This window comes from Methylothermaceae bacteria B42 (assembly GCA_001566965.1).
GTDB lineage: Bacteria > Pseudomonadota > Gammaproteobacteria > Methylococcales > Methylothermaceae > Methylohalobius.
On record LSNW01000031.1, the window covers coordinates 1 to 25,401 of the forward strand.

A 25,401-nucleotide genomic window follows, 5' to 3' on the forward strand; every position below is an offset into this window, starting at 1 on the left:
GTGGGTCCGGTGGTATGAAGGGGTTTATGGCTGGAGTGCCGGCCTGGATTCCTTTGCGCCGGAATTTGAAACTTACTGGATGAACTTCCTGTACATTGAAATTGTGCTGGAAGTGGTGACAGCCTCGGTGCTGTGGGGTTATCTGTGGAAGACCCGTGACCGCAATCTGGATGCCTTGGCGCCGCGTGAAGAACTGCGTCGCAACTTCACCCATTTGATCTGGCTGGTGGCATATGCCTGGGCCATTTACTGGGGTGCGAGCTACTTCACCGAGCAAGATGGTACTTGGCATCAAACGATTGTTCGTGACACGGACTTCACGCCGAGCCACATCATCGAGTTCTACCTGAGCTATCCGATCTACATCATCACTGGCTTTGCGTCATTCATTTATGCCCACACCCGTCTTCCTTATTTTGCGAAGAAAGGGTTGTCCTTGGCATATTTGATCACCGTGGTAGGTCCTTTCATGATTCTGCCGAATGTTGGTTTGAATGAATGGGGCCACACCTTCTGGTTTATGGAAGAGCTGTTTGTAGCGCCATTGCACTATGGTTTTGTCTTCTTTGGCTGGTTCGCGCTGGCTATTTTGGGCTTGCTGCTGCAAGTATTTGCCAGCTTCCTGAACCTGATTGGCAAAGACCTGTGCGGTGATGTCTACGACGCAGCGGTAGCTCGCGTAGGCGAAGACCAAGCAGTTTGGGCAGAATAAACCAAACCGAACAGCTTCCAAAGCTCTAACACTAACGAAAAAGCCACGGTTCTTTAGGAACCGTGGCTTTTTATATTCCATTCCAAATAAACATTCTTACCCCAAAGCTGCCCTCAATTCCGGAAGCGCAATTTCCTGGGAAGAAGCATCCTCTTGATCCTCTAGTTCATAAAGTCTCACATTCTTCCAGTTTTTGAACAGGCTATCGTCAAAATACTTGTCATTGTCTATAGCGTATTCGTAAGACTTACGGAACAAAACCGCGGTTCGATACGCATGCAACTCCTCATCTGCGGTAATGGTTTCCACATTGCCCACTTGAAAGGTCTTATTCCGGGGCGTGCCATCCTTGATCCAAAAAACCGTATAACACAGATAGCTTTTGTCTTTGCGCTTATCGTATTTGATGGTTCTTGAAACACCGGTTATCCCGGTAGAGATTTTATTTCGGGGAGTTTTCATGAATCGGGTGCGGCTACCTTTTAAAATCACCAACATCTGATCCCGCCAATCTATCGCCGCTTTCAGGGACTTTTTCTTGCCGCCCCATAATTTGTGGGAAAAATAGCGGCTTCTCTCTACCCCGCGTCGGACAATACGGACCTGATATCCAAAAGGATCTGGCTCGGTAATGTGTTTATGTTCAGCCATTGCTTCCAACCTTGCTGTTTGATGATAATTAGTTGAATGAAGACACTCAGTTTTGATGATAACCCTTCGTTCATTTTTCATTCATTTATTGTGAGACCAATCTTACATAACTTTAAGGCCTTTTGTAAACAAAGAAATACAGAAAATGCTCATCTGTTAATATGAGAATGTTTCACACTATTTCCTTCAAACTACGCTTGATTTGGAAACTTCCGAATTTGTGGGCTATGATCATCGCCTAAATTAGGATTCAATCACATCACCTCTATGCTCAGTAAATTGATTTATTTTTGCCTGGCAGCCCTCAGCCTGTCCCCGGTCACGGCATATGCGGATGATCTGCTAGATATCTACCAACTCGCACTGCAAAACGACCCCACTTTCCGCGCAGCGCAGGCAAGCTTGCGAGCAGGTTTGGAGGAAAAAAATCTCGGCAGAGCGGGCCTTCTACCCAAGGTGGATATCAAAGCCGGGTTAACCTTTACCCGTACAGAGAACTTGGGACAGTTTCCCATTGGCGGGGTCACTGTTCCCAATAACACGAAAAGCAATCGAAAAACCAAAAACTGGGGCGCCAGCCTCAATCAACCCATTTTCGATCTGACCGCCTGGTTCCGGTTTCAACGGGGTCAACAGCTCACTCAAAAAGCCCAAGTGCAATTTGCCGCCGACCAGCAATCCCTCATTCTGCGCGTCGTGGAAGCCTATATCGAAGTTTTGCGGGCCCGTGCCAACCTAGGCGCTTCAACAGCACAGGAAATCGCCACAAAGCGGCAATTGGACCAAACCCGGCAACGCTTTGACGTGGGACTGGCGGCCATCACCGATGTCCGGGAAGCGGAAGCCGCCCATGACCTCGCCCTTGCCAATCGACTGGCCGATGAAGGCGCGTTGCAAGTCGCCAAGGAACAGCTCTCTGTATTGACAGGGCGGCAGCATTCGCAGTTGGCCGTGCTCAAAGAAGACTATCCTGTTGCCAAACCAGAGCCATTGAACCTGGATAAATGGATTCAGTTCGCACAACAACATAACTACGACATTAAAGTCGCCGAGTATGGCCAAAAAGCAGCTTTACAGGCGGCCCGGGCAGCGGGCGCCGAACACTTCCCCAAAATAAACGTCAACGCCGGATTCGACCAAACCCATTCTGATATCGAACGAAACAACACCATAAGAGATAATGTTGAAAACCTTGAAATCGACACCACCGAGGGCACTGTTTCCCTGAATCTGAACATGCCCTTGTTTGCCGGCGGCGGCATCAGCGCCGCCCGGCGCAAGGCCTATGCCGAATATGATAAGGCCAATGAAGAATATCTGGGTGCCAAACGCAACACCATTCAAGATACCCGGGCCCAATATATCAATGTCATGACCAGCATCGCCCGGGTCAATGCCGGCAAGAAGGCGGTCATCTCCAGCCGGGCATCCCTGGAAGCCACCGAAGCGGGCTATGAAGTGGGCACCCGCAACATTGTCGATGTTCTGGATGCAGTCAGAACCCTGCATTCCGCCATCAAGGATTACGCCAACGCAAGGTTGGATTACGTTTTGGCCAATCTCCGCCTCAAACGCAGGGCTGGGACTTTGAGCCCTGAAGATCTGATTCAATTGAATCAATGGCTGACCGATGCCGCCACTCAGGAAAATGCCATTTCATCCGCCAAAGAAGCGTCTCGAGCTACTCATTTACCAAAACTGGACTGAGAACATTTATCGGATTAGGAAAACGCCTATTATTCTTGAAGCCCGCTTTTGGATTCCGAGTCTTCCTCCTGCTTTCGCGGGAGTTCGCCCGGAATGGCGGAAAGAGTAAAACTCAGGATATAGGTAAACCTCAGCGTCGCTGTCATTCCCGCGAAAGCGGGAATCCATAACCCGCTGAAGAAAACTACTGGATTTAAAGATACCACTTCAGCTCACCCGGAATGACGAACAAATCAATGATTCCAAGTCTGATTTAAACCTAAAAAAACAGGGAGTGCAAAAGAGCCGCCCATGAAAAGACAAATTGTAATTTTCATCATTCTCCTAGCGGCCTTGATTGCAATCGGCATCGGCTGGTGGCGTTACCGGCAAAACCATGGAGCCATCACGGAACTCAAGCTATATGGCAACATCGATATCCGGGAAGTGGATCTGGCCATCAATGCCTCGGAACGGCTGGCAAAAGTCTTATTCTGGGAAGGTGATAAGGTCGAACGCGGACAACTCATGGCGGAGCTGGAATTAGAGCGCTTTCAGGCGGAAGTGGAACGCCTCAGGGCTGAAGTCGCCGCACAACAAGCCCTGGTGCAAAAGCTGAAAAATGGCAGCCGCCCCCAGGAAATCCGCCAGGCCCGAGACCTTCTGGAAGAAGCCAAAGCCGAAGAAACCATCGCTTGGCTCACTTATAAAAGGCTGAAAAAACTCCTGCCCCGCAAGCTCGTCTCCAAGGAAGACGTGGACAATGCCAAAGCTGCCGCCCAAGCCGCCACTGCCCGCCGCAAGAATGCCGAAGAAGCGCTGAGCTTGGCGATTGAAGGCCCCCGGAAAGAGGATATCGCCGCGGCCAAAGCCCGGTTGGTTGCCTTGCGCGCCCAACTGGCCCTGGCGCAACACGATTTGGAAGACGCCCATTTATATGCCCCGGCCGACGGTGTCATTCGCGACCGCATATTGGAACCTGGCGACATGGCAACCCCGCAGCGTCCTGTTTATACTTTGGCCCTCACCGATCCTCTGTGGGCCCGGGTCTATGTTTCCGAACCCGATTTGGGCAAAATCCGTCCCGGCATGGTCGCCGAAATCAAAACCGACAGTTTCCCGGATAAACGCTATCGCGGCTGGGTCGGCTATATTTCCCCCACCGCCGAATTCACGCCCAAGACGGTACAGACCGAAGAATTACGCACCCACCTGGTGTATCAAGTGCGGGTCTATGCTTGTAATCCTCAGGGAGAACTGCGCCTCGGTATGCCAGTAACCGTTACCGTCCCACTGGGTAGTGAGGCAAAAATCGAAGCCTTGCCCTGCCGACAGCAAACGTCTGCCGTTCGTGAGCACTGAATCCGCTGTCTGGATCGACGGTATCCAGAAAACCTTCCCTGGCAATATCACGGCGCTGGATCATTTTAGCGCTAAATTAGCAAAGGCCACGGTTACCGGCCTGATTGGCCCGGATGGCGCCGGTAAAAGCACCCTGATTCGACTAATCGCTGGCCTGCTAATCCCAGATCAAGGCCGGATTAGCGTCTTTGGCCTCGATGCAACCCAGCAAGCGCAAAAAGTCCAAGCGCAGTTGGGATATATGCCGCAACGCTTCGGGCTTTATGAGGACTTGACGGTCCAGGAAAATCTCGATCTTTACGCGGATCTGCAAGGCCTGCCAGTGGCACGAAGGGCCGAGCGCTACCAATCGCTCCTGCCTATGACCGGGCTGCAACCATTTACCGCCCGGCTGGCCGGACGTTTATCCGGGGGCATGAAACAAAAGCTGGGACTGGCCTGCGTCTTGGTCGGCAATCCCCGCCTATTGCTGCTCGATGAACCTACTGTGGGCGTGGATCCCGTGTCCCGGCGGGAATTGTGGGAAATTATCTATAGCCAAGTCAAAAGCCATGGACTGACAGTGCTATTGAGCACAGCCTATCTGGATGAAGCCCAGCGCTGTCAGGAGGTCATTCTTATTCACCAGGGCCGCCTGCTTGGACAAGCACCCCCCGAGCAATTCAGCCAGCAAATGACAGGAAGGGTCTACCTCGCCCGCGCTTCCGGCCTGCACAAACGCAAACTGCAACGGCAGTTGGCGGCCCATCCCGAAATCCTCGATACTGTCATTCAAGGAGATTGGGTTCGCCTGGTCACGGCACAAACCAGTTCCCCCAAGCTGGAAGATCATAAACATGCCGAATTAGTACCCGCCCCGCCAAGACTGGAAGACTATTTTGTCGCCACTCTGGCGCAGCATGTGACGGCATCCAGTAGCGCCGAACTCATTCTCCCTAAACGGCCGCAAACAGACGATGGCAAACCAGTTATTATGGTGGAACAACTCAAACGCCGGTTTGGTGATTTTTATGCGGTCAAGGGCATCAGCTTTGAAGTCAGGCGGGGGGAGGTCTTTGGTCTCTTAGGCGCCAACGGCGCGGGTAAAACCACCACCTTCCGGATGCTGTGCGGCCTGCTGCCCGTCAGCGAGGGACAGGCCCTGGTGGCCGGGGTGGATATGCGCAAGGCGCCTGCCAAGGCCCGGGCCCGGCTTGGCTACATGGCGCAAAAGTTTTCCCTTTATGGCCAATTGAGCGCCGGTGAGAATTTGAAATTTTTCAGCGGGGTCTATGGTCTCGTCAAGCAGGAACGGCAACAAAGAATCGGCTGGGCCGTCGAGGCTTTCGAACTGGCTCCCTACCTTCGCCAGCGGGCAATTGACCTTCCCCTCGGTTACAAGCAGCGCCTCGCCATGGCCTGCGCCCTGCTCCATCAGCCAGAGATCTTATTTCTCGACGAACCAACTTCCGGCGTCGATCCCTTGGCCCGGCGTGAGTTTTGGATGCGTATCAATGCGCTGGCCGAGCAAGGAGTCACTGTCCTGGTCACCACCCATTTTATGGAAGAAGCCGAATATTGTGACCGGATCGTGATTATGCAAGCCGGGACGATTTTAGCTGCGGGAACCCCCGAAGCAATTCGCCAACACGCCCGTACCCCGGATCTTCCCCATCCAACCTTGGAAGATGCTTTCATTCGCCTGCTGGAAACTGAAACCCCTGCCGCAAACTAATATGACCAACAACCACCGCATCCGCGCCTTGATCCGCAAAGAATTCATCCAAGTGATTCGCGACCCGTCCAGTATTGCCATCGCTTTCGTATTACCGGTGATCTTACTGCTGCTGTTTGGCTATGGCGTATCCCTCGATGCCAAACGGGTGCCTTTGGCACTGGTGGTAGAACAGCCCAGTCCTGAGGCCACCAGCTTCACCAGCAGCTTTTATCACTCTGAGTATTTTATCCCCATACCAGCCGCCACCATGCCCGTAGCCGAATCACTGCTGATGTCCGGCGATGCCCGCGGCATCGTGCGTCTGCGGGAAAATTTCGTCCGCCGTCTCAAAGGAGGTGAAGGCGCCCCGATTCAGCTTATTGTCAATGGCATAGACGCCAACACCGCCCGCTTGGTGGAAGGGTATGTCACCGGCACTTGGATCCAGTGGTTGACACGCCGTTCGCAAGTCACCCGAACCGCCTTGACGCAGCCCATCGAGATCCAGCAGCGCATTTGGTTCAACGCCGGGGTCGAGAGCCGCAACTTCCTGGTTCCGGGATTGATCGCCGTGATCATGACTTTGATTGGCGCCTTGCTGACCTCCCTGGTGGTGGCAAGAGAATGGGAACGGGGCACCATGGAGGCGTTGATGTCGACGCCGGTGACCATGGGTGAAATTCTACTCGGCAAGATCATCCCCTATTTCCTGCTGGGAACCGGTGGCCTGTTGCTCTCGGTGGCGATGGCGGTGTGGCTGTTCGACGTGCCTCTACGCGGCTCGTTCTGGCTTTTGTGGTTGGGATCGTCGTTGTTTTTATTGGTGGCGCTGGGCATGGGGCTGTTGATCTCCACTATCGCCAAAAATCAGTTTGTCGCTGGACAAATCGCCATTATCGTCACCTTCTTGCCCGCGTTTATTCTCTCTGGATTTATCTTCGAAATTCGCAGCATGCCCACGTTTATTCAATGGATCACGCACTTGGTGCCAGCGCGCTATTATGTCGCCATCTTGCAAACGGTGTTTCTCGCCGGCGATATCTGGCCGATTCTCTGGCCCAATCTCCTGGCATTGGTGATCATGGCTGCTTTCTTTCTGGGGAGAACCCGGCAAATCTCGCGCAAACGCCTGGAGTGAGCATGATTCAACGCATCTGGCATCTGATCATCAAGGAATTTCTGGCCCTGCTCAAGGACAAACGCAGCCGCTTCGTGGTCATCGTCCCCCCGCTGGTGCAGCTTATGGTATTCGGTTATGCCGCCACCTTCGATCTCAACGACATTCCTTATGCCCTCTACAACGAAGACCGGGGGGAATTGTCACAACAAGTACTGGCCAGATTACGCGGTTCCACCATATTTACCGAGGTCAGGGAAATCAGGCGTGACCGCGACATCGCCCCCCTGATTGACCACCGCCAGGTGCTGTTTGTGATCCACTTCGGGCCCCGTTTCAGCGAACGCCAGGCCCGTGGCGGCACCGCGCCCATTCAGATTCTCATCGATGGACGCAATTCCAACACTGCCCTGATTACCTTGGGCTATTTGCGCACCATTCTGGCGGATTTCAACCTCCAGTGGCTGCAAAGACAGGGGCAAGCTTCGCCGCCGGCATTTCTGGAAACCCGGGCTTGGTTCAATGAATCACTGCAAAGCCGCTGGTTCATCGTTCCCGGCATCGTTGCCCTCTTGACCTTGGTGGTCACCATGGTGACCACGGCCTTGACGGTGGCGCGGGAGCGGGAACAAGGCACCTTCGACCAGCTCCTGGTCACCCCCATCACCCCCTTCGAGATTCTGATGGGCAAATCCATCCCGCCATTTATCATCGGTTTATTAGAAGGCAGCCTGATTGTGGCGGTGGCTATCTTTTGGTTTGAAGTGCCCTTTCGTGGCACTTGGTGGATTCTTTATACCGGCATGTCACTCTATTTACTCGCCGCCATCGGCGTGGGCCTGATGATCTCATCTCTGTCCGTCACTCAGCAACAAGGGCTGCTGGGGGCGTTTCTGTTTATTGTCCCGGCGGTGATTCTTTCCGGTTTCGCCACCCCCATCGAAAACATGCCCGAATTCGTGCAGGCGATAACCTATCTCGACCCGATGCGTTACTTTCTCGTCATTGTCCGCAGCACTTTCCTGGCCGACAGCCCCTTCACCATTCTTTGGCCCCAGTTCTGGCCGATGGCTCTGATCGGCCTTTTCAACCTCGCCCTCGCCGCGTGGCTGTTCCGTCACCGGCTGTATTAATCGATCAAAATTTTTCAACTGCTTGGCAGTAATTGAAGCACCAAAGCCACCCCACCCTCGAATAAAATTTGCGCGCCAATGGCGGCCAGCAACAACCCCATAATCCGGATCATGATATTCAGTCCGGTAACGCCCAGTGCTCTGCCAATGGGCTCCGCCAAATGCAAGGCCAGCCAAACCAATACCGCAACCCCTGCCACGCACAAACTCAACCAAAGGCGATCTATCCACGCATGGATTTGATGGGCAATGACAATGACCAAACTGATCGCTCCTGGACCCGCCATCAATGGAATGCCCAATGGCACCACGGCAATACTTTCCTGACTGGCTGCCTCCTCGGCTTCATCCTCGGTATGAGCCGCATGACTTTGGCGGGCATGGAGCATGGCAATCGCCATCAGTAAAATCAGCAAGCCGCCGCCTACCCGGAAGGCCGCCACACTGATACCAAAGAATTTCAATATCTCATCGCCAATCCAGACTGACGTGAGCAAGACCAGAAATACCGTCAAGGCCGCTTTGCGGGCAATCGCCGCTCTTTCAGTATGCCCGCGCTCTCCAGCCAGAGCCAGGAAGACGGGCACGGCCCCCAAGGGATTGACAATGGCCAGCATGCCGATAAAAGCCTGCAAATAATAGCTATAGCTTTCCATTGGCTTATATGGGATAACGCTGGTGCAATTGGGGGATTTCCACTGGCGATGGTTGTAACATCCCGGCCAAGGTGGTGATGGCGTCATTTTCCCCATGGACCAAAAAAGTCTTTTCGGGCCTGCCGGTATGACGATGCCATTCCACTAATTCCGATTGCCCGGCGTGGGCGGAAAAACCGCCAATGGTATAAATTTTAGCCTTTACCTGAATTTCCTTGCCGAAAATGTGTACGGTTTTTGCCCCGTCAATAATGGCCCTGGCCAAAGTGCCACGGGCGGCATAGCCGACAAAGATCACGCTGCACTCCGGCCTGGCCAAATTATGCTTGAGATGGTGACGAACCCGGCCGCCGGTGCACATGCCAGAACCCGCCATGATAACAGCCCCGGCATGAATTTGATTCAGGCGCATGGATTCGGCGGTTTCCCGGGTAAAGTGGAGCTCGGGCAGAGCAAAAGGATCACTCCCTTCGCGAAAGATAGCGCAAGCCTCCCGGTCATAACATTCCGGGTGGCGGCGAAAGATTTCCGTGGCGGAAATCGCCATGGGCGAATCCAGAAACACCGGCAGATAGCGGGGAATCTTTCTTTGTTCGATGCCTTCCCGGAGAAAGTAAAGAATCTCCTGGGCCCGTTCCAGGGCAAACGTGGGAATAATGACATTACCGCCCCGATCCAAGGTGTCAAGAATCCCTTCGTAGAGTTCTGCCACCGACGGAGGCACGGGTTTGTGGTTGCGGTTGCCGTAGGTACTCTCCATCACGACGACATCGGCTTTAGGCGGTCGGGCGGGATCACGTAATATGGGCCTGCCTTTGTTGCCCAAGTCTCCCGAAAATAGCACCTTCAAACGCCGTTCACCCTCATGGAGTTGCAGCAAAACAGACGCTGACCCAAGGATATGCCCAGCATCAATGAATGTCGCCCGGATACCCTTGGCGATGGCGGTCGGCTTATTGTAGTCCGTCCGCCGGCCGAAATAATCCAAAGCGTCAAAGACATCTAGCATGGTATATAGCGGTTCGAAGGTTTCCTTACCGCCGGCGATTCTGGCTTTGTGGGTTTTGCGCCGCGCCTCTTCTTCCGCCAAATGGGCGGCGTCCATCATCACCAACTTGGCCAAATCCCGGGTGGCGCCAGTGGTAATAATTTCCCCCCTAAAGCCCCGCTTTACCAATAATGGCAAACGGCCGCAGTGATCCAGATGGGCATGGGTAAGCAGGACGAAATCAATGCTTTCGGGATCGAAGCCGAAGGGCTCGGCATTTTCCTCTTCCAACTCTCGGCTGCCCTGGTACATGCCGCAATCAATCAAAAGCCTTTTCCCCGCCACCTCGAGTAAATGGCAGGAACCGGTGACTCCGCCTGCGGCACCATGAAACGCAATATGCATTTAATTCTCCCTCAACCCCTGAATGGTTTTATCGTTACGCCGGAGGAGACAAGATACCATGATCTTAAGCAGGGTTCCCAGTTACGGTTTGAGAAAAACTTGTAAGATCATCGGCAAAGACAGAGTCTCGAGTCAATGAAAGTTGACTCAGTCATTTATGGCCAAAGATAAAATTCCAAGCCCCTTCAAGCAGGGTAAGGATAAAGGCGTCAGTCAATACTTATTAGCCAGAAGGAAAATCTATTCGACAATAAATTGAATGAGCAGGATCCCCCTTATTTTCGATGCCTTGGGCTAATTTTACTAACGGCCCACAATAGCTGAAAGTTGAAGCATATAGGCGTGCTTGGGTGAAGGTCACCCTTCCACCCGGTAAGTTGAAGCGGTCAGTTGATAACGTTTTAACTTTAAGTATACGGCGCGCGTCGTTAAACCCATTGATGCCGCAATTTCCGGCACGTTTCCCCGGTGGCGTTTTAACGCCTCGACAAGAAAAGACTTTTCCGCGCTTTCCAATGCTTGCTTCTTTAACAATGGCCATTCTTTAACGGCGGAATCTTCGGCTTCCAATTCAAGATGATTCAACTCCGGCCCTTCGGCGAAAAGAAAGCTGCGTTCTAATACATTTTCAAGTTCACGAACGTTGCCTGGCCAGGAGTATTGCCGGATTTTCTGCATTACCTCCCGGCTGACACCATTGATATTCCGCCCATATCTCTTATTCAAACGCTGTAAGATCAGCTGAACTAACGCGGGTAGATCTTCTTGACGTTGATTCAGAGGGGGGATAGCCAACCGGATCACATGAATCCGGTAATACAAGTCTTCCCTAAATAAACCCGCCTCAACAAGTTTTGATAAATCTTGATGGGTCGCGGCAATAATTCTGACATTCACGGCGATCACACGTTTGCCGCCAACACGTTCGATTTCCCCTTCCTGCAGCACCCGCAGCAACCGCACCTGAGCCTGTTGTGACAAAGAATCCACCTCGTCAAGAAACAAAGTGCCGCCTTCGGCCCGTTCGAAGACACCTTGATGGACATCAATTGCACCGGTAAACGCCCCCTTTTCATGGCCAAAAAGTGTGCTTTCAATCAAAGTTTCAGGAATAGCGCCACAGTTTATTGCAATAAAAGGGCGGTCAGCCCTATGGCTCATGGCGTGAATGGCATGAGCAACCAACTCCTTTCCCACCCCTGTATCTCCCTGAACCAGCACTGTAGCATCGGTGGGAGCAATTTTTTGAATCGCTTTGAGTACTTTCCGCATCGGCACGGAATCAGCGACGATAGTCGGCCTTGCGATTATTTCGTCTTTGCGCCCGCGTTTGCCGCCGCTTTGTAGCCATAATTTGTGCAATTGCTCATCAATTTGAGACTGCAGGGCATCAATCTCTTCCCGCTCTTTTTCCGCCACCTCTGGAGCTAGATATTCCCGTCCTGGTTGTTCTTGAGCATAATCCCGATCTAAGTGAATGCACACTCTGCAGTGACTATTCCCCTGGGCAATACACTCGCTGATATGCACCTTTGCATAGCCAAAATTGCGGGCAGCAATGCCTCCAAAAACACTAGAAGTCATGCGGCAAAGTTCCGGGAAATTTTTCACGCCTTCGCCAAAGGGACAGCGGGTATTAACGACACGGACGCTTTTTGAGTCACTGGAATCAAGAGAAAAGTTGCCGCCGATATGGTTTTTCAAACTAAGAATCAAATCCACGTATCGTTCGACGTCCAATGGCGCCTGCAAGGAAAAGTCATTGCGATACGTTTCTTCAAAAAAACGTCCTGCACTATGAGCAATATGTTCAATATACTCTCCCTTTGCCCCACCATGCTGTTCGCATGCGTGGAGCAATTCCAGGACAAAGGTTTGCAGGAAGTAAATGGGATTCAAAGCTGAAAAAGCAGGCATTTTCATGATTTATAAAAAAGAAAATTAATTTCACACAAATGAAATTATATTTCACAACCTATTGAGATGTCGATTGGTAAGTGACGTGTTTCGTAGGATTAGGCGCACATTAAAGTTTGGCATGAGAATTGCTCATTCATTAATGTCATTGTTCATTAAACAAAGAGGTCACTATGTCAGAACAAGAACGCCCTCCCTTAGATCCCCATCCTTTAAGTGAATACGTTGCATGGGCAGGAAAACGCAACCGCGACCCCATCCTTGAACTGATGAAAACAAAATTCACTTGGGAATCGGGAGAAATACTAGAACTGGCAAGCGGCAGCGGCATGCATATCAATTATTTTGCTCCCCATTTTCCACATTTAACCTTTCAGCCGTCTGACCGAAACGAAGAAACTTTTACCCACATCAAACAGCTACGAAATGACAGTACGAATCATAATATTAAAGATCCGATTGTTCTCGATTTAACCGATGCCTCGACTTGGCCGACCCAAGGCAATTATCGGGCAATGTTCTGCATCAATATTTTTCAGGTGGCGCCAATCAGTATTGCCGAAGGCATGATGGCCTGTGCTTCCCGCCTATTAACCGATGATGGTTTCTTGATGATCTACGGACCGTTCATGTTGGAGGGGACATTTACTACGGAATCCAATGAACAATTTCACCGTACATTGCGTTCGGCAGGCGTGGAAGAATGGGGCTTGAAAGATATCGCAGATTTACGCAGCGCTGCTAATAGACATGGGCTTCAACTGGCTCAACAAATCGATATGCCGGCCAATAACTTTTCGCTTGTCTTTAGTCGCTAACCATGCCGGAACAATCATCCGCGGCAGTTGTTGTTGGCGTGGGCCCCGCCCGGGGCCTAGGCGCTAGTCTGGCTAAACGTTTCGCCCGTGAGGGGTTGACGGTTTTTATCGCCGGACGCACCCAACCAAAACTATTAACCGTGGCCGACCAGATCAATGCCTCAGGCGGCACTGCTATTCCAATCACAATTGATGCCACACAAGAGGCTCAAGTACGAACGCTTTTTGAAACAGTCGAAACCCATGGCTTAATTCCGGAATTAGTTACCTGCACTGTAGACTACAACCAAAAAGCGCCTCTGTTACAGACAGACTGCTCGACTTTTAAGCACTTATGGCAGGCCAATTGCCTGGCAGCTTTTTTGGTAGGAAAAGAAGCCGCGAAACGAATGGTTAAGGAGGAGCGCGGGACCATTATCTTTACCGGTGCCAGCGCTTCGCTCAGAGCGCGCCCGCCTTTTACTGCCTTTGCCTGCGCCAAATTCGCCCTGAGAGCACTTGCCCAGGGAATGGCAAAAGAGTTTGGTCCTCAAGGCATTCATGTGGCCCACGTCATCATCGACGGAATAATCAACGGCGAACGGGCTCACAAGCAATTCCCAGATCTTGTGCGAAATAAAGACGACGACGCAATGCTCAGCCTTGAGGCAATTGCAGATGCTTATTGGTATTTGCATACTCAATCACCCACCGCATGGACCCAAGAACTTGATCTTAGACCGTTTAAGGAGGCATTTTGAAAACATACTGGCATCTTGAAGGAGAATATTTTGAAACCTGCAACTGTCAAGTCGCCTGTCCTTGCATATGGCTTAACCCCCCTTCTGAGGGAGAATGCAAATTACTCGTGGCCTGGCACATTAATGAAGGTCACCTTGAACAGACAAAGCTGAATGACCTGAATGTAGCCTTGGCCTGTTATGCTCCCGGGAATATGAAAGATGGGCAATGGCAAGCTGCCTTGTATATTGACCAACAAGCAGATAATGATCAATGCCATGCCTTGGAACGGATCTATAGCGGTCAAGAGGGCGGACAACCGGCATTACTCATGGATTTTGTCTCGGAAATTTTGGGCAGTTTTCGGGCCAGAATAACCTTTGAGGCGAACGGCAAATATCGTCACATGGTGATCGAAGGCGTTGCTGAGGTAGAAATAGAAGGTATTGAAGGAATTAATGGAGGTGTCCCAAAAATTGAAAATCCTCCGTTATGTGTGGTTCCAAGCCACCCATCTTCGGTCGCCCGCTCGCGCCTTCACAGTTATCAAGATCAAGGGTTTCACTGGCAATTTACGGGACGCAATGGTTTTTATTCCTCTTTTACCTACCATCCTTAAATGATGGAAACGATCATTATGCATATCGATTTGCTTCCACTTGCTTTAGTTTGGATTGTGATGATGAGTGTAATGATGATGCCTTCAAGTTTGCCGGTGATTTCGCTATTTCACCAGGTATCGCTCAAACGACATCAAAACGCACAGTGGTTGTCGCTGAATTTTATGTTGGGATATTTTGGAATATGGCTCGTGTTCAGCCTGATTCTTGCTATCTTGCAATGGGGCATTCAACGCAGTGTATTGTTGTCCTTCACTTCGTTGGAACAACAAAGATTCGCGGCTGGGCTTTTCATCATTGCGGGGCTCTATCAATTATCCTGGTGGAAAAATGCATGCTTAACAAGATGCCGCACCCCCTTGGGATTCATCATGAACTCCTGGCAGAAGGGATGGAACGGGGCAATTTCCATGGGCTTCAAATACGGCTTGATTTGTTTGGGTTGTTGTTGGGCATTGATGTTGTTGATGCTTGGAATCGGCACTATGAGCCTAATTGGAATGCTTATAATTACGGCGCTGGTGACGGCAGAAAAACTCCTGCCAGTAAATCCGAGGTATATTTCAGGCATTAGCGGTATTTTTTTACTAATCTGGGCTGGATATTTGTTGAGCATGGGATCAAACCGATTTCCAGTTTAGTCACGGCATGCTTGACGGTTGCAAGATGGCAACCAAGTAAAAAACGGCGATCTTTTCATTCCGCAAGGCACCTTATACTGAAAACAACCATCGACAGCCAGCCAATTCCTCTTGGCACACCGTAGCCAAACAATCTATAAAGGGACAATTTCCTATGGTGTTTCAGGGAGGGATCCTCCACAATGCGCCCTATGATTTTGAGCCGGTTTGATTTGAGAACCCGAGTCAGCATGATGATTGCTATAATCCTGGCGGTCATCGTCTGTATCGGCTGTTTTCTGGTGATCCGGCACGTGCGCGAGTCGGTGGCGCGGGAAACCCAATCCGCCCTGCAACTGGCCCGGGAAATGGTGGAAACGAATCGCCCCGCCGACAACCAGACGGATCCCTGGACCAGCCTGAAGAAACGATTTAACCAAGCCAGGCACGTGCGGCTTTATATCCTGCAAGGCGAGCAATCTCTGCCGCTGCCTGCGCACAATACCATTGAGGGGGTTCCCCGCTGGTTTTCCCGGCTGGTTCATCCATCGCCCATGGTGATACGGCAAAATATTCCTTTAGCCAACGGAAATCAGCTTCGGGTTGCCTTAGTGGCCCATCCGGAAGACGAAATTGTCGAAGCCTGGGAAGAAACCCGCGTATTTCTGGGCTTGATTTTGCTGCTGGCAGGCGGCACCTTCGCCGCGTTGTATTGGGTGCTGGGACGGGCATTCGAGCCCGTCAACGCGGTATTGGAGGGGCTGGTGGCTCTGGAAAGGGAAGATTATGGACACCGCTTGCCGGAATTTTCCCAACCGGAATGGAACCGCATCGCCACGGCATTTAATCACTGCGCCGGCGTCCTGGAACAGACCCGGGCCAAAAACCGCGGGCTCACCCGCCAGCTCCTGAAGGTGGAAGAAGAAGAAAGGCGGGCACTGGCGCGGGAACTTCACGACGAGCTGGGGCAGGTGCTCAGCGCCATCAAAATGATGGCATTGGGCATCAAACAGCACCGGGAACCGGATCAGGCCATTCAAGCAGCCGCCTTGATAAGCGAACAGGTGGACCATCTTTTCAATGTCATCCGTACCATGATCCACAAACTCCGTCCCCTAATGCTGGACGATCTTGGCCTGGCGGCCTCCATCGATACCCTGGTAAGCAACTGGTCCCAACACCACCCCGATATCAGGATTCAGCATCATTGCGCCAGGGAAGTGGATACTTTCCCCCCCGAGCAACAAATACACGCCTACCGCATCGTTCAGGAATCGCTGACCAATGTTTTCAAACACGCCCAGGCAAAAAACGTCAGGCTCGAACTGAATGTCGTCCAATTTGATATTCCCCGCCGCAGTTGGCTTGAAATCCGGATTGAAGACGATGGCCGGGGCGCGGCGCTGGAAACCTCCAGCGGCTATGGGCTCATCGGCATGCAAGAACGGGTGGAAAGCCTGAACGGGCGGTTTGAATGCACCACCGCGCCGGGACAGGGTTTTCACCTGCGGGTTTTATTACCCTTTGAAGAGGCACAAGGCGATGACCATCCGCGTCATGCTTGCCGATGATCACGCCGTAGTCCGGGCCGGCTACCGGTTTCTGCTGGACCAGAGCGACAACATCGAAATTGTCACCGAAGCGGATGACAGCAATTCAGCCTATCAGGAATATTTCGCCCACCAGCCCGATGTGCTGGTGCTCGATTTATCCCTGCCCGGCGCCGGGGGATTATCGGTCATCCGCCGGATTGTCGCCCGCGATAAAAACGCCAAGATCCTGGTTTTCACCATGCACGAAGAAGTCCTCTACGCCCAACGGGCCTTGGAAGCCGGCGCCAAGGGCTACATCAGTAAAAACTCCGACCCCACCATCTTGCCGGAAGCCATTGAAAAAATCGCCCAGGGACAAAGCTATGTGCTGGAAACCATCGCCCAACAACTGGTACTCCATTACGCCCGCGGCGATGACGGTAAAAACCCCATACTTGTCCTGACCCAACGCGAATTCGAAGTCTTCTGCCTCGCCATCCGCGGCCAGACCATTCACGACATCGCCGGCAATCTCCACATCAGCCAAAAAACCGCCGCCAATTACATTACCCAAATCAAAAAGAAGCTGGAGGTCAATACCGTGGCAGAACTGGTGCGGTTGGCTTATATGTACGAGGTGACGTAGAAATCGGGGTGACCGGAAATCAATTTCAAATGGTGGCAGTGATAATCAAACCGAATCTCCTTGAGGAACACACAACAGTCAGTGTTGCCTGGTGTTCACTCTGCCCCAGGGCTTTATGCGCATCCGCCACTTCGGCTTTCTCGCCAACCGCTGCCGGAAAACCAAGCTGGCCAGAATCCGTGCCTGCCTGGCATCCAAAGAAACAAGCGATGAACCCGGCCAGCTCGAGTTGGACAGCAGACAATCGGAAATGGGGCATTCTCAAGCACCCATCTGCCCACATTGTAAAGCCGGTCATCTGATTGCGGTAACTGAAATCGCCCCGAGGCGCATCGAATATGGTTGACTGATCTCGCGCTGAAACAAAAGGCCCGAACCGGGAGTGACCCATCGGGGTTTGCCATCCCCCTCGGCCTGAAGATGGGAAAACAGCTAAAAATCACTCTATGCGCCTTGTTGAACGAGAAAAATCCTTGTGGGAAACGCCGATCTGCCCGATCAAACTATCCCGCTCACCCAGATTGACGGCAAAAAGTCAACAATTTCCTTCGACAATCTATCCCTGCCACAATACAATCCCCTATAAATAGCAAGCCGTGTTGACGGCATAGTCCAACAGACATGTATCTGCCATGCTGCGCACGGCAGATACAATGCTTATATGTTATGCATCGAAAGGAAATTCGGAAACTGTGGCAATACCTGACTATCAATCACTAATGCTCCCAGTTCTTAAATTGGCGGCTGACGGACGTGAACATAAATTTAGCCAAGCCGTTGAAGCATTGGCAGATGAATTCCGTCTTTCAACGGAAGAAAGAAATGAACTACTTCCAAGTGGTAGTCAAGCCGTCTTCAATAATCGTGTAGGTTGGGCACGATCCTATCTCAAACAGGCAGGATTACTCTCATCGCCAAGACGAGGCTTTTTTAAAATCACTGAGAGAGGCCTTGATTTACTCGCAACTAATCCAGAGAAGATTGATAATTCAATACTTGAACAATATCCTGAGTTTATTGCATTTAAGAACAGAAGAAGAGAAAATAGCGAAACTGAAAAACAATCAGAAACATTCACGGAGGAAGATTCCACTCTAACACCTGAAGATGCTCTTGCGGCCGCGTATCAGAAACTCCGCTCCGCACTTGAAATCGAAATTTTAAGTGCCATAAAGGAGGCATCCCCGTCTTTTTTTGAGCGTTTAGTGGTCGATCTCCTTGTAAAAATGGGTTATGGCGGCAACCGTCAAGATGCTGGGAAGGCACTTGGTAAAAGCGGTGACAACGGAATCGACGGCATTATCAATGAAGACCGGCTTGGATTAGACGTTATTTATATACAAGCTAAACGCTGGGAGGGTTCCGTTGGTCGTCCTGAAATACAAAAATTTGCCGGTGCCCTCCAAGGACAACGAGCCAAAAAAGGCGTATTTATTACAACATCATCATTCACCAATGAAGCAAAAGAATATGCTTCACTCATTGAATCAAAGATCATTTTGATTGATGGAGAACATCTTTCAAAGTTAATGGTGGAACACAATGTCGGCGTCTCAACGGTAGGCCAGTATGAAGTTAAAAAACTGGATTCCGACTACTTCGATAATGAATAATGCATAACCATCGGCTGCAGGTGTCGGCAAATAGCGCGGCGGCTTTTGATAGTCAGTACCCCGCAGAAGGCTCAGTGGCATTAGAAGGTTGGTTGCCCCGCATATTTGCCGCACCTGAGCCGTAACGTTATGTTTTTAGGGGCAAATTTGAAGTTCGGATTTCTAATAGATAGGAAGGAGTTTAAGTGTAGCGGCTTTTCTATCGAGGCTGTTGCTGACTACGATGAAATCCTTAACTGTTTTTACGACTCTGTTAGCGTGAGTAATGGCTGGGTGTATGGTCCGGAAAAAGAATTAGAAAAGAGCTCTAGAGAAAAAAGAAAATTTAAGCATCGTGGCCCTATAAATTGCAGTAGCTTCTATCGAATGGCTGCAACCCATGAAATTAAATCAAATACAGATGATGAAGATTACCTAAGATTTCTGATATTAGGCTATGGTTTCTTGCAAGGCTTATATCTAATACCTGAAGGGTATTCCTATCTAGGACGAATACCATATGAGCCTGGTAAATTGAATGGATTGCTCCTTGTCGGGGATGACTATGTTAATGGCATGGAAATAATAAATAGTTTCTATAAATCGTCAAATATTGAAAAAAGAAACCAGATGTTTTCCTCTATTCATTGGTTTTTGATAGGTCAGTCATACAATTTTGAATGGGACAGGTTTGATGCTCAGTACAAAGTACTAGATGGAATATATAGGCTGTCAGGAGTAAATGCCCCTAATCATGCTAGCCGGCCTGTCGAGCTTGCAAATAAATACGGCATTGCTTTACCCAAATGGGCGGAACTAGACTCTACAGGAAAAAGTAGCGAGTTAAGCAAACATAGAAATGAATTGGTTCACGAGGCAAAATATGGCGGGCATCCAATTGGATATTCACACCCATCAGAAAACTATTCACTGGAATTTACTTCTTTTAACACTAAGTTAATAGCCGCAGCGCTTGGAATAAAAACACCTTATTTACAGGCAGACCCAACAAATAGATGTCAGTGGGCATGGGATATAAAAACATAACATCTATATGCCCGCCTCTTGTCAATAGGCAAGACGAGTTTTTCTCCGAAATAATCGGATTTTTAAAATATACGCTTTGTCGTTTCTGCTGCCTTAACTTTTCCTTATTGCGTCAGGCTGTGCCTGCGCACACAAATTTGACAGGATCAAATTTGGACAGCAAGCTGCCCGAAGGGTGAGCACCAGGGATGCCGCCATGAATGGCTTTCTTAGACAAAGCATGGCCCAGAATAAACTTGATCTCTTCCCGGGCAAAGATCCGCCAACCAGTACCAGGAGAACATGCATTCGGCGCCTACCACCAAGTCCCCACGAAACGGTTTGATCGCCTTGAGGAAGGGTTTCGGCTTGGCCGGGAGATTACTATGCAAGACAATCTCGCCGGCGGGATTCAAAATGCATAAGTACAGAGTTTTGATATGCAAATCAACGCCACAGACATGTTGATGGGTTTGGGTGTAAAATCTCATTTGATCGCCTCCTCTGTTTGATGCATTGACATCGTACACTTCATTCGAAGCTTGGATAGTGGCTAGTCCACTAAGCCCGTTTACCAGGGGAGGCGGTCATGAATAAGAATCAAGGCGCTTCGCCTGACTGCGGTTCCGCTGGCGCTCCACTGCAGCAGGTGAACTTGTTGTTGGCTGTAGTAGGAAAAAAAATTCTAAATCCCAAAAATCAACAGTTTTGCAATCATCAAAGTCCGAAAAGTTGGGTGCCATCCATTGGCTTTGGGAGGACAAGCGGTTCAATCCCAAGTCAGCGGTAAAATTGAATTCACCGGTTTTCCGCAAAGGGTAGCTCGGCGGTGGGTCACTTCGCCATTGGGCTTGAGGTGGAGGGTGGTTCTTTAAAACCGCCGTGCCAAGCGGAATGGCCCTTGAAGAAAAACCAACGCTTTGGCGGGGGTAGTTTCCGCAAGCAATCAATAAAAGCGGGGTTTCTTTCAAGGTTATCAAAAACATTCATGCCTTTACAGGAATCGAACGCCGGCGAAGAAGAAAAAAGCGGGTCTATCAAACCTCATTGCCAAGCAATCAAATCATGTGGTATATCCCTTCGGCAGGCGCTGGCAGAGCAATTGGGTAAATGATAGTTGTCCGCCAGCCAACATCTATATTACCTGATCGCAAAAAGCGGCGTTTCGCTTCGTTCCATTAAGTTTTTGCGTCATGTAAATTAATCGTTATATGAAATAATGAAAAACACTCTCAGAATCAATAGAGAATATTGGCCCGAAGTCACAGACACGCCACATTTTATCGTCAAACTAAATTACGAAGGTTGTAAAATAGAATTTGATGATATCTATTTTGATAAAATGGATGAGATTATTTCTCAATTGGAAATCCTAAATAAAAAAAGAACAGGGTCTGTAGAACTACAAGGTGGATTTAGATTCAATACCGTTATTGAGAAAAAAGAGACAGGGGCTTGTTAGTTTATCTTTGTTACCGAATCATCGGGGGAGTTTCCAGGAAAATTACATTTAGAAGGTTTTTTTTCAATCAATGGCGAAGATTCAGGTCTATTCATTAACTCTTTAATTAATCTGTTCAGAGATGGTAAAGAGTTTATCGTATAACAAGCGCATCCTGCGGGCGCATGAAACGCACCGCATGGTGAAAGATGTTAGCACGGGGAAGGAATATGAGCGAAAGCAATCTATATTATGCAGGTACAGAAACCCCGGTTCTCCCTGGGGACAAAATAAGGATAAGACGCATTTTAAGGCCAGATGTATATGCAACAGTTACTTATATACCGGGAATAAATAAATTTAACCCTGAAATGGGGAATGACCAATGGTCATATAAAATAGATAACGGTGATTATTATGTCGTAGGCTATGATCCGCTAAATAAAAATTATACAAGTAAAAAAATAAGTTTATCTGCTCGCGCAAACAAAAAAGATCACGAAAAATATAAATCATTTTCGATCCCACCGGAAGTAGAAAGCGATTCATCTATTCTTGGTGAGTTACTATGGCTTTTCGGTCTATCGGTAATTATATTTTTGGTTATATTTGTTTTCAAAGTTATTCTATGAATAGTGACTTGAGCTCAAAAAGCAGCAAGTGCACTCAAGCGCTAGGTATAGGCGCATTGGAAAAAAATGACTAGAAACCCTGGTTATCTAAATTGATATATAAAGCAGATTCTTCTGCCTCTCGTGAATAAAGATGGATTCGCATTATATAAACCAAAGGTTTATGCGGGTAAAAGTGCCTTTCGTTGATACGATCTCATTTCAATTAAGCCGGCATGGAACCAGGTTCTTTCATATCCACTACTACAAAAAATTGATTGCATATCCGTTTTTAGATATCAACCCGTACACAGTCGGTAACCGGTTGTCAAATAATCGCCTTAATGGGGACGAAACTGAGTGGTGCGAAATTAGGTAAGAATAGGCAAAATTAGCCATAGAGAGTGTTGCAAATGCATACAACAAGACAATAAGGCCGTGGTTTAGCTCAGTTAGCACGATACCTGAGCCTATTTTTGAAATTGTTTCGCAGCATAACAAAAAGAACTTTCCTCCTTGGAAAGTGCTGTTGCCTTAGCTGAAGGTGTAAAGCGTGATCGCGCTTGGTGGATATGCAGTGACCTAGTAAAGGAGAAAGCAGATAAAGAAATGATGACGAAAAAGGGGCATGCAGGCAGTGTCTGGATGCGGAAAAAGCAGAAAATTATTATGAGATGAAAACTGACATGGCAAGATATAGTGAAATACTAGCTCAATTACACAAACCAATTTCGGAGGTAGAAAGTGTTGATGCGCTTCTCAGGCGCTGGAGAAATCAGAACCTTGAAAAGTTTAAACTACCAAAATCTGTTGCTCAGCAATAGTATCAACTTGGATTGCCAAACCCGCCGCTCCCTAACGGTCGCTCTGGGTTTGTCAGCCGGTTGCGCAGGTCGTTAGGCAATACAAAAATGAAAGCAACGTTAATAGAAACTGAAGGTTATGGATTAAAAGCGGTCATTGAGATCGATGGCAGACGATTGAATGTCATGGATGACATCTCTTTACCTGGGAAGTCTGCGGAATCCGGAACTGAATTTGACATTGAGTTATCGCCGATGTGTTTGGGAGACCAAACATGGGATGAAATGTTTAAAGGCAATCCAGAAAAGAAAATGGATATTGAACCGCTTAACGGATGGAAGTACATGGCGTTTGGGAAAATCGCACAAATAAATCCGGTGATAGTAGATTGTGGAATACTCAAGCTTAGGGACGTGATCCATACCCGTGATGACTGGTGCATAGGGAAGTATGTCGCAATAAATATCAACAGATTGGATGCGATAGCGCGCTAAGAACAAAGGGTGCACAACGAATAAGGTTAGGTAGTGATCGCGAAGCGAGCCTCGACCTGAACCGTTTATTGGAAGAAGCCGCTTCTGCCGCGAAGCGGCTTCTTCCAACAATAACGTCAACGCGGACTGCCCAAAGCTGGGCTGCTCTTTCCTCGCTATGGCAAGCCGGTTACGTTTATCGTTAGGCATAGAAAGTCAGATAGTCGCTATAAATGGCAAAAAAGAAAAAGCTAAGCAATCCATTTTCCACCGGAGGCAGTGCTCATTTTGAAGCCCACGTGCAATGAAAACCTCCCATCGATAATATCTATAACGAACCAAATGGGTTATTGACGGAATCAGTTAAAACGCAAAACTATTAAATAATATTCTGTCGTCAAAAGGCAACACCTATCGTATTGATATTTAATAGTATTCTGCCTGCAGACCACTTATTTTTTTGTTGACTGACCACAAACAGAAGAGTATATATAAAAATAACTTTTCTTAACTACTTAAACAAAAAAGGAGTAATAAGGATGGATAATTTGAAGAAAACACGCTTTTCATTGAAAGTCTTAACTAGCGCTATGCTTTCTGCACTGACATTGACTATCTCCGGTTGTAGCAAGGAAGAAAACCAAGATAAGGTTTCATCAACCATGGAACAAACCACAGACGCCATTCAATCTAATGCTGCTGACGCTTACGATAGCGCCAAACAAACCGCCGAGGGGATCGGAGAAAAAAGTTCTGAGATGATTGGCGCTGCGGGCGACAAGCTTGCCGAAGCGGGCGAAAGCACCATGGATGCGACTAAAGATATCGCTGGATCCATTGCAGATAAAGCTCAACAAGCCAAAGAATCCGCATCTGAAGGACTGGCAAACCTGGGTGAATCTGCCCAATCGGCCGCTCAATCAGCACAAGAAACGGTTGCAGATGCCGCAAGTAATACAGCAGATAAAGCGGCTGCGGGACTGTCTAATCTAAAAGAAAGCGCCCAATCAGCGGCGGGCGCCGCGACAGAAACCGTTGCGGATACGGCTGGCGCGGTAACTGACAAAGCAAAATCTGTTGCTGGAAATGTTTCCGAAACCGCTGGCCAAGCTGCAGATTCAGCAAAAGCTGCTGCTGCGGCTGGAATGGCGGGCATGGGGGCTGCTGCTCAATCGGCGGCGAGCACAACTTCCGAAGCCTCCGCCAATTTGGCTGAAACCTCGAAATCCGCCGCAAGAAAAGCAGCTGAAACTGTAGAACAAGCAAAAGATATGGCAGCCGCTGAACTATCGGGAACCGGCGATGCTGCCCAAGCTGCCCTACAAAAAATGGCTGGCGTTGAAACTTTTGAATATGCCTTGCCCGATGGCCGGAAAATTGAAATACCCACCGGTACTACTTTGGAATCTTTTGCCAAAAACCTCCAAAGCGGCGCTTTTCCAGAAGGAGAGAACCTGCTCGCAGACCGTACTACCTTCCCGACCGGTTCTGCACAACTTTCCCAGGAAGCCCAAGCTCGACTAGATGCATTGGCAGAGATACTGAAAAGCCATCCCGAACTTAAAGTAACGGTTAAGGGTTACACAGACAATACGGGCGATGAAGCCATCAACCAAAAACTCGCGGAGGCTAGAGCCAAGGCAGTAAAAGAAGCATTGATTGCCCGGGGCATTTCTCCCGAGCGTATCATCACGGAAGGTTTGAGCACAGCTGAACCCGTTGCTTCCAACGCCACTGCAGAAGGAAGAAGCCAGAATCGCCGGGTAGATATTTTAGTTAGCCGGTAAATCTATGCCTTACCAAGGCTAACGTTCTTGGTAAAAACGAAAAACACTACTTTGTATAAAATGGTCAGGTATCAGATGATGCTTGGCCATTTTTATGGCCTTTTATTTTTAATTCAGGGACAGTGAAAAGCTTAGCATTTCTTTTCAAATAGAAGGATGGGGCTTAGTAATCTTGATGGTGCTGATTTAAATGCATAGGGAACGGGGGCGTTCTGCCGATGGTTGCGTTATTGTAGGAAATGGCTTTACCGTGAATCGGGTTTAAGCATTTATTGGGCGGTGTGAACAGTGGTATGCGCAAAAAGCCTTATCATTTTGCCTAAAAGCAAAAGCATAGCGCCATTAAAAAAGACTTCTGTATCTAGCATACAGAAGTCTTTTCCAGTTT

At 49.3% G+C, this 25,401-nt stretch carries 25 protein-coding genes; 19 read left to right on the plus strand and 6 right to left on the minus strand.

The window, feature by feature from the left end:
• A partial coding sequence (locus tag AXA67_10095; protein ID KXJ40203.1) for a methane monooxygenase/ammonia monooxygenase subunit C occupies window positions 1–712 on the plus strand: 712 nt, incomplete at its 5' end.
• Window positions 713–808: 96 nt separating this feature from the next.
• Here AXA67_10095 and AXA67_10100 read toward each other — a convergent pair.
• A complete protein-coding gene (locus AXA67_10100; protein ID KXJ40204.1) occupies window positions 809–1,363 on the minus strand; it encodes a hypothetical protein in 555 nt (184 codons plus the stop codon).
• Window positions 1,364–1,630: 267 nt separating this feature from the next.
• On the opposite strand from AXA67_10100, the gene AXA67_10105 reads away from it, so the two are divergent.
• The 5 genes from AXA67_10105 to AXA67_10125 all read left to right on the plus strand — a co-directional run bounded on the left by AXA67_10105 (window position 1,631) and on the right by AXA67_10125 (window position 8,357).
• Complete coding sequence (locus AXA67_10105) at window positions 1,631–3,070, plus strand: hypothetical protein (protein ID KXJ40205.1); 1,440 nt, start codon at window positions 1,631–1,633, stop codon at window positions 3,068–3,070.
• A 291-nt stretch (window positions 3,071–3,361) separates the two neighbouring features.
• Window positions 3,362–4,411, plus strand: a complete 1,050-nt coding sequence (locus tag AXA67_10110; GenBank protein KXJ40206.1) for a hemolysin D — start codon at window positions 3,362–3,364, stop codon at window positions 4,409–4,411.
• Complete coding sequence (locus AXA67_10115) at window positions 4,392–6,125, plus strand: ABC transporter ATP-binding protein (protein KXJ40400.1); 1,734 nt, start codon at window positions 4,392–4,394, stop codon at window positions 6,123–6,125. Before AXA67_10110 ends, AXA67_10115 begins: the two co-directional genes overlap by 20 nt.
• Before the next feature lies 1 nt (window position 6,126).
• Complete coding sequence (locus AXA67_10120) at window positions 6,127–7,245, plus strand: hypothetical protein (protein KXJ40207.1); 1,119 nt, start codon at window positions 6,127–6,129, stop codon at window positions 7,243–7,245.
• A 2-nt stretch (window positions 7,246–7,247) separates the two neighbouring features.
• Complete coding sequence (locus tag AXA67_10125; protein KXJ40208.1) at window positions 7,248–8,357, plus strand: antibiotic ABC transporter permease; 1,110 nt, start codon at window positions 7,248–7,250, stop codon at window positions 8,355–8,357.
• A gap of 14 nt (window positions 8,358–8,371) precedes the next feature.
• Here the strand turns inward: AXA67_10125 and AXA67_10130 are convergent, their stop codons facing one another.
• The 3 genes from AXA67_10130 to AXA67_10140 form a co-directional block, all read right to left on the minus strand.
• On the minus strand, window positions 8,372–9,013 hold the full coding sequence (locus AXA67_10130; GenBank protein KXJ40209.1) for a hypothetical protein: 642 nt from the start codon (window positions 9,011–9,013) through the stop codon (window positions 8,372–8,374).
• Window positions 9,014–9,017: 4 nt separating this feature from the next.
• On the minus strand, window positions 9,018–10,406 hold the full coding sequence (locus AXA67_10135; protein KXJ40210.1) for an MBL fold metallo-hydrolase: 1,389 nt from the start codon (window positions 10,404–10,406) through the stop codon (window positions 9,018–9,020).
• Window positions 10,407–10,763: 357 nt separating this feature from the next.
• Window positions 10,764–12,329, minus strand: a complete 1,566-nt coding sequence (locus AXA67_10140) for a Fis family transcriptional regulator (GenBank protein KXJ40211.1) — start codon at window positions 12,327–12,329, stop codon at window positions 10,764–10,766.
• A gap of 167 nt (window positions 12,330–12,496) precedes the next feature.
• On the opposite strand from AXA67_10140, the gene AXA67_10145 reads away from it, so the two are divergent.
• The 9 genes from AXA67_10145 to AXA67_10185 all read left to right on the plus strand — a co-directional run bounded on the left by AXA67_10145 (window position 12,497) and on the right by AXA67_10185 (window position 19,918).
• On the plus strand, window positions 12,497–13,141 hold the full coding sequence (locus AXA67_10145; protein ID KXJ40212.1) for a hypothetical protein: 645 nt from the start codon (window positions 12,497–12,499) through the stop codon (window positions 13,139–13,141).
• A gap of 2 nt (window positions 13,142–13,143) precedes the next feature.
• Window positions 13,144–13,881 carry a glucose 1-dehydrogenase gene (locus AXA67_10150; GenBank protein KXJ40213.1) on the plus strand — a complete coding sequence of 246 codons (738 nt, stop codon included), beginning with the start codon at window positions 13,144–13,146 and terminating at the stop codon, window positions 13,879–13,881.
• Window positions 13,875–14,480 (plus strand): hypothetical protein, encoded by a 606-nt coding sequence (locus tag AXA67_10155; protein ID KXJ40214.1) that lies wholly within the window; start codon window positions 13,875–13,877, stop codon window positions 14,478–14,480. Before AXA67_10150 ends, AXA67_10155 begins: the two co-directional genes overlap by 7 nt.
• An 18-nt stretch (window positions 14,481–14,498) precedes the next feature.
• The gene (locus AXA67_10160; protein ID KXJ40215.1) at window positions 14,499–15,122 is read left to right on the plus strand and encodes a hypothetical protein; all 624 of its coding nucleotides are present in this window, start codon (window positions 14,499–14,501) and stop codon (window positions 15,120–15,122) included.
• A gap of 182 nt (window positions 15,123–15,304) precedes the next feature.
• Entirely contained in the window at window positions 15,305–16,672 is a 1,368-nt protein-coding gene (locus AXA67_10165; protein ID KXJ40216.1) for a hypothetical protein, read from the plus strand.
• A complete protein-coding gene (locus AXA67_10170; GenBank protein KXJ40217.1) occupies window positions 16,644–17,279 on the plus strand; it encodes a hypothetical protein in 636 nt (211 codons plus the stop codon). The genes AXA67_10165 and AXA67_10170 overlap by 29 nt, the downstream gene beginning before the upstream one ends.
• A 91-nt stretch (window positions 17,280–17,370) precedes the next feature.
• Window positions 17,371–17,625, plus strand: coding sequence for a hypothetical protein (locus AXA67_10175; GenBank protein ID KXJ40218.1), 255 nt, complete (start codon window positions 17,371–17,373; stop codon window positions 17,623–17,625).
• Between the two features lie 346 nt (window positions 17,626–17,971).
• Window positions 17,972–18,892, plus strand: coding sequence for a restriction endonuclease (locus AXA67_10180; protein KXJ40219.1), 921 nt, complete (start codon window positions 17,972–17,974; stop codon window positions 18,890–18,892).
• 129 nt (window positions 18,893–19,021) lie between these two features.
• A complete protein-coding gene (locus AXA67_10185; protein KXJ40220.1) occupies window positions 19,022–19,918 on the plus strand; it encodes a hypothetical protein in 897 nt (298 codons plus the stop codon).
• Window positions 19,919–20,127: 209 nt separating this feature from the next.
• Here AXA67_10185 and AXA67_10190 read toward each other — a convergent pair whose 3' ends face one another.
• Window positions 20,128–20,388, minus strand: coding sequence for a hypothetical protein (locus AXA67_10190; protein KXJ40221.1), 261 nt, complete (start codon window positions 20,386–20,388; stop codon window positions 20,128–20,130).
• 96 nt (window positions 20,389–20,484) lie between these two features.
• The gene (locus AXA67_10195) at window positions 20,485–20,883 is read right to left on the minus strand and encodes a hypothetical protein (GenBank protein ID KXJ40222.1); all 399 of its coding nucleotides are present in this window, start codon (window positions 20,881–20,883) and stop codon (window positions 20,485–20,487) included.
• A gap of 233 nt (window positions 20,884–21,116) precedes the next feature.
• Between AXA67_10195 and AXA67_10200 the strand changes: the two genes are divergently transcribed.
• From AXA67_10200 to AXA67_10215, 4 genes are all read left to right on the plus strand, one after another.
• Window positions 21,117–21,359, plus strand: a complete 243-nt coding sequence (locus AXA67_10200) for a hypothetical protein (protein KXJ40223.1) — start codon at window positions 21,117–21,119, stop codon at window positions 21,357–21,359.
• Window positions 21,360–21,568: 209 nt separating this feature from the next.
• Window positions 21,569–21,970, plus strand: coding sequence for a hypothetical protein (locus AXA67_10205; protein ID KXJ40224.1), 402 nt, complete (start codon window positions 21,569–21,571; stop codon window positions 21,968–21,970).
• An 890-nt stretch (window positions 21,971–22,860) separates the two neighbouring features.
• A complete protein-coding gene (locus AXA67_10210; protein ID KXJ40225.1) occupies window positions 22,861–23,247 on the plus strand; it encodes a hypothetical protein in 387 nt (128 codons plus the stop codon).
• A 518-nt stretch (window positions 23,248–23,765) separates the two neighbouring features.
• Window positions 23,766–25,013 (plus strand): hypothetical protein, encoded by a 1,248-nt coding sequence (locus tag AXA67_10215; GenBank protein ID KXJ40226.1) that lies wholly within the window; start codon window positions 23,766–23,768, stop codon window positions 25,011–25,013.
• Window positions 25,014–25,401 lie beyond the last annotated feature (388 nt).

Coding starts and splice junctions, on each gene's coding strand:
- AXA67_10110 (KXJ40206.1), top strand. CDS start 3,362: ATGAAAAGACAAATTGTAATTTTCATCATTCTCCTAGCGGCCTTGATT.
- AXA67_10120 (KXJ40207.1), top strand. CDS start 6,127: ATGACCAACAACCACCGCATCCGCGCCTTGATCCGCAAAGAATTCATC.
- AXA67_10190 (KXJ40221.1), bottom strand. CDS start 20,388: ATGAGATTTTACACCCAAACCCATCAACATGTCTGTGGCGTTGATTTG.
- AXA67_10205 (KXJ40224.1), top strand. CDS start 21,569: ATGAGCGAAAGCAATCTATATTATGCAGGTACAGAAACCCCGGTTCTC.
- AXA67_10185 (KXJ40220.1), top strand. CDS start 19,022: ATGTTTTTAGGGGCAAATTTGAAGTTCGGATTTCTAATAGATAGGAAG.
- AXA67_10135 (KXJ40210.1), bottom strand. CDS start 10,406: ATGCATATTGCGTTTCATGGTGCCGCAGGCGGAGTCACCGGTTCCTGC.
- AXA67_10195 (KXJ40222.1), bottom strand. CDS start 20,883: ATGTTTTTGATAACCTTGAAAGAAACCCCGCTTTTATTGATTGCTTGC.
- AXA67_10140 (KXJ40211.1), bottom strand. CDS start 12,329: ATGAAAATGCCTGCTTTTTCAGCTTTGAATCCCATTTACTTCCTGCAA.
- AXA67_10160 (KXJ40215.1), top strand. CDS start 14,499: ATGCATATCGATTTGCTTCCACTTGCTTTAGTTTGGATTGTGATGATG.
- AXA67_10210 (KXJ40225.1), top strand. CDS start 22,861: ATGAAAGCAACGTTAATAGAAACTGAAGGTTATGGATTAAAAGCGGTC.
- AXA67_10165 (KXJ40216.1), top strand. CDS start 15,305: ATGCGCCCTATGATTTTGAGCCGGTTTGATTTGAGAACCCGAGTCAGC.
- AXA67_10215 (KXJ40226.1), top strand. CDS start 23,766: ATGGATAATTTGAAGAAAACACGCTTTTCATTGAAAGTCTTAACTAGC.
- AXA67_10100 (KXJ40204.1), bottom strand. CDS start 1,363: ATGGCTGAACATAAACACATTACCGAGCCAGATCCTTTTGGATATCAG.
- AXA67_10170 (KXJ40217.1), top strand. CDS start 16,644: ATGACCATCCGCGTCATGCTTGCCGATGATCACGCCGTAGTCCGGGCC.
- AXA67_10125 (KXJ40208.1), top strand. CDS start 7,248: ATGATTCAACGCATCTGGCATCTGATCATCAAGGAATTTCTGGCCCTG.
- AXA67_10150 (KXJ40213.1), top strand. CDS start 13,144: ATGCCGGAACAATCATCCGCGGCAGTTGTTGTTGGCGTGGGCCCCGCC.
- AXA67_10130 (KXJ40209.1), bottom strand. CDS start 9,013: ATGGAAAGCTATAGCTATTATTTGCAGGCTTTTATCGGCATGCTGGCC.
- AXA67_10145 (KXJ40212.1), top strand. CDS start 12,497: ATGTCAGAACAAGAACGCCCTCCCTTAGATCCCCATCCTTTAAGTGAA.
- AXA67_10105 (KXJ40205.1), top strand. CDS start 1,631: ATGCTCAGTAAATTGATTTATTTTTGCCTGGCAGCCCTCAGCCTGTCC.
- AXA67_10200 (KXJ40223.1), top strand. CDS start 21,117: ATGAAAAACACTCTCAGAATCAATAGAGAATATTGGCCCGAAGTCACA.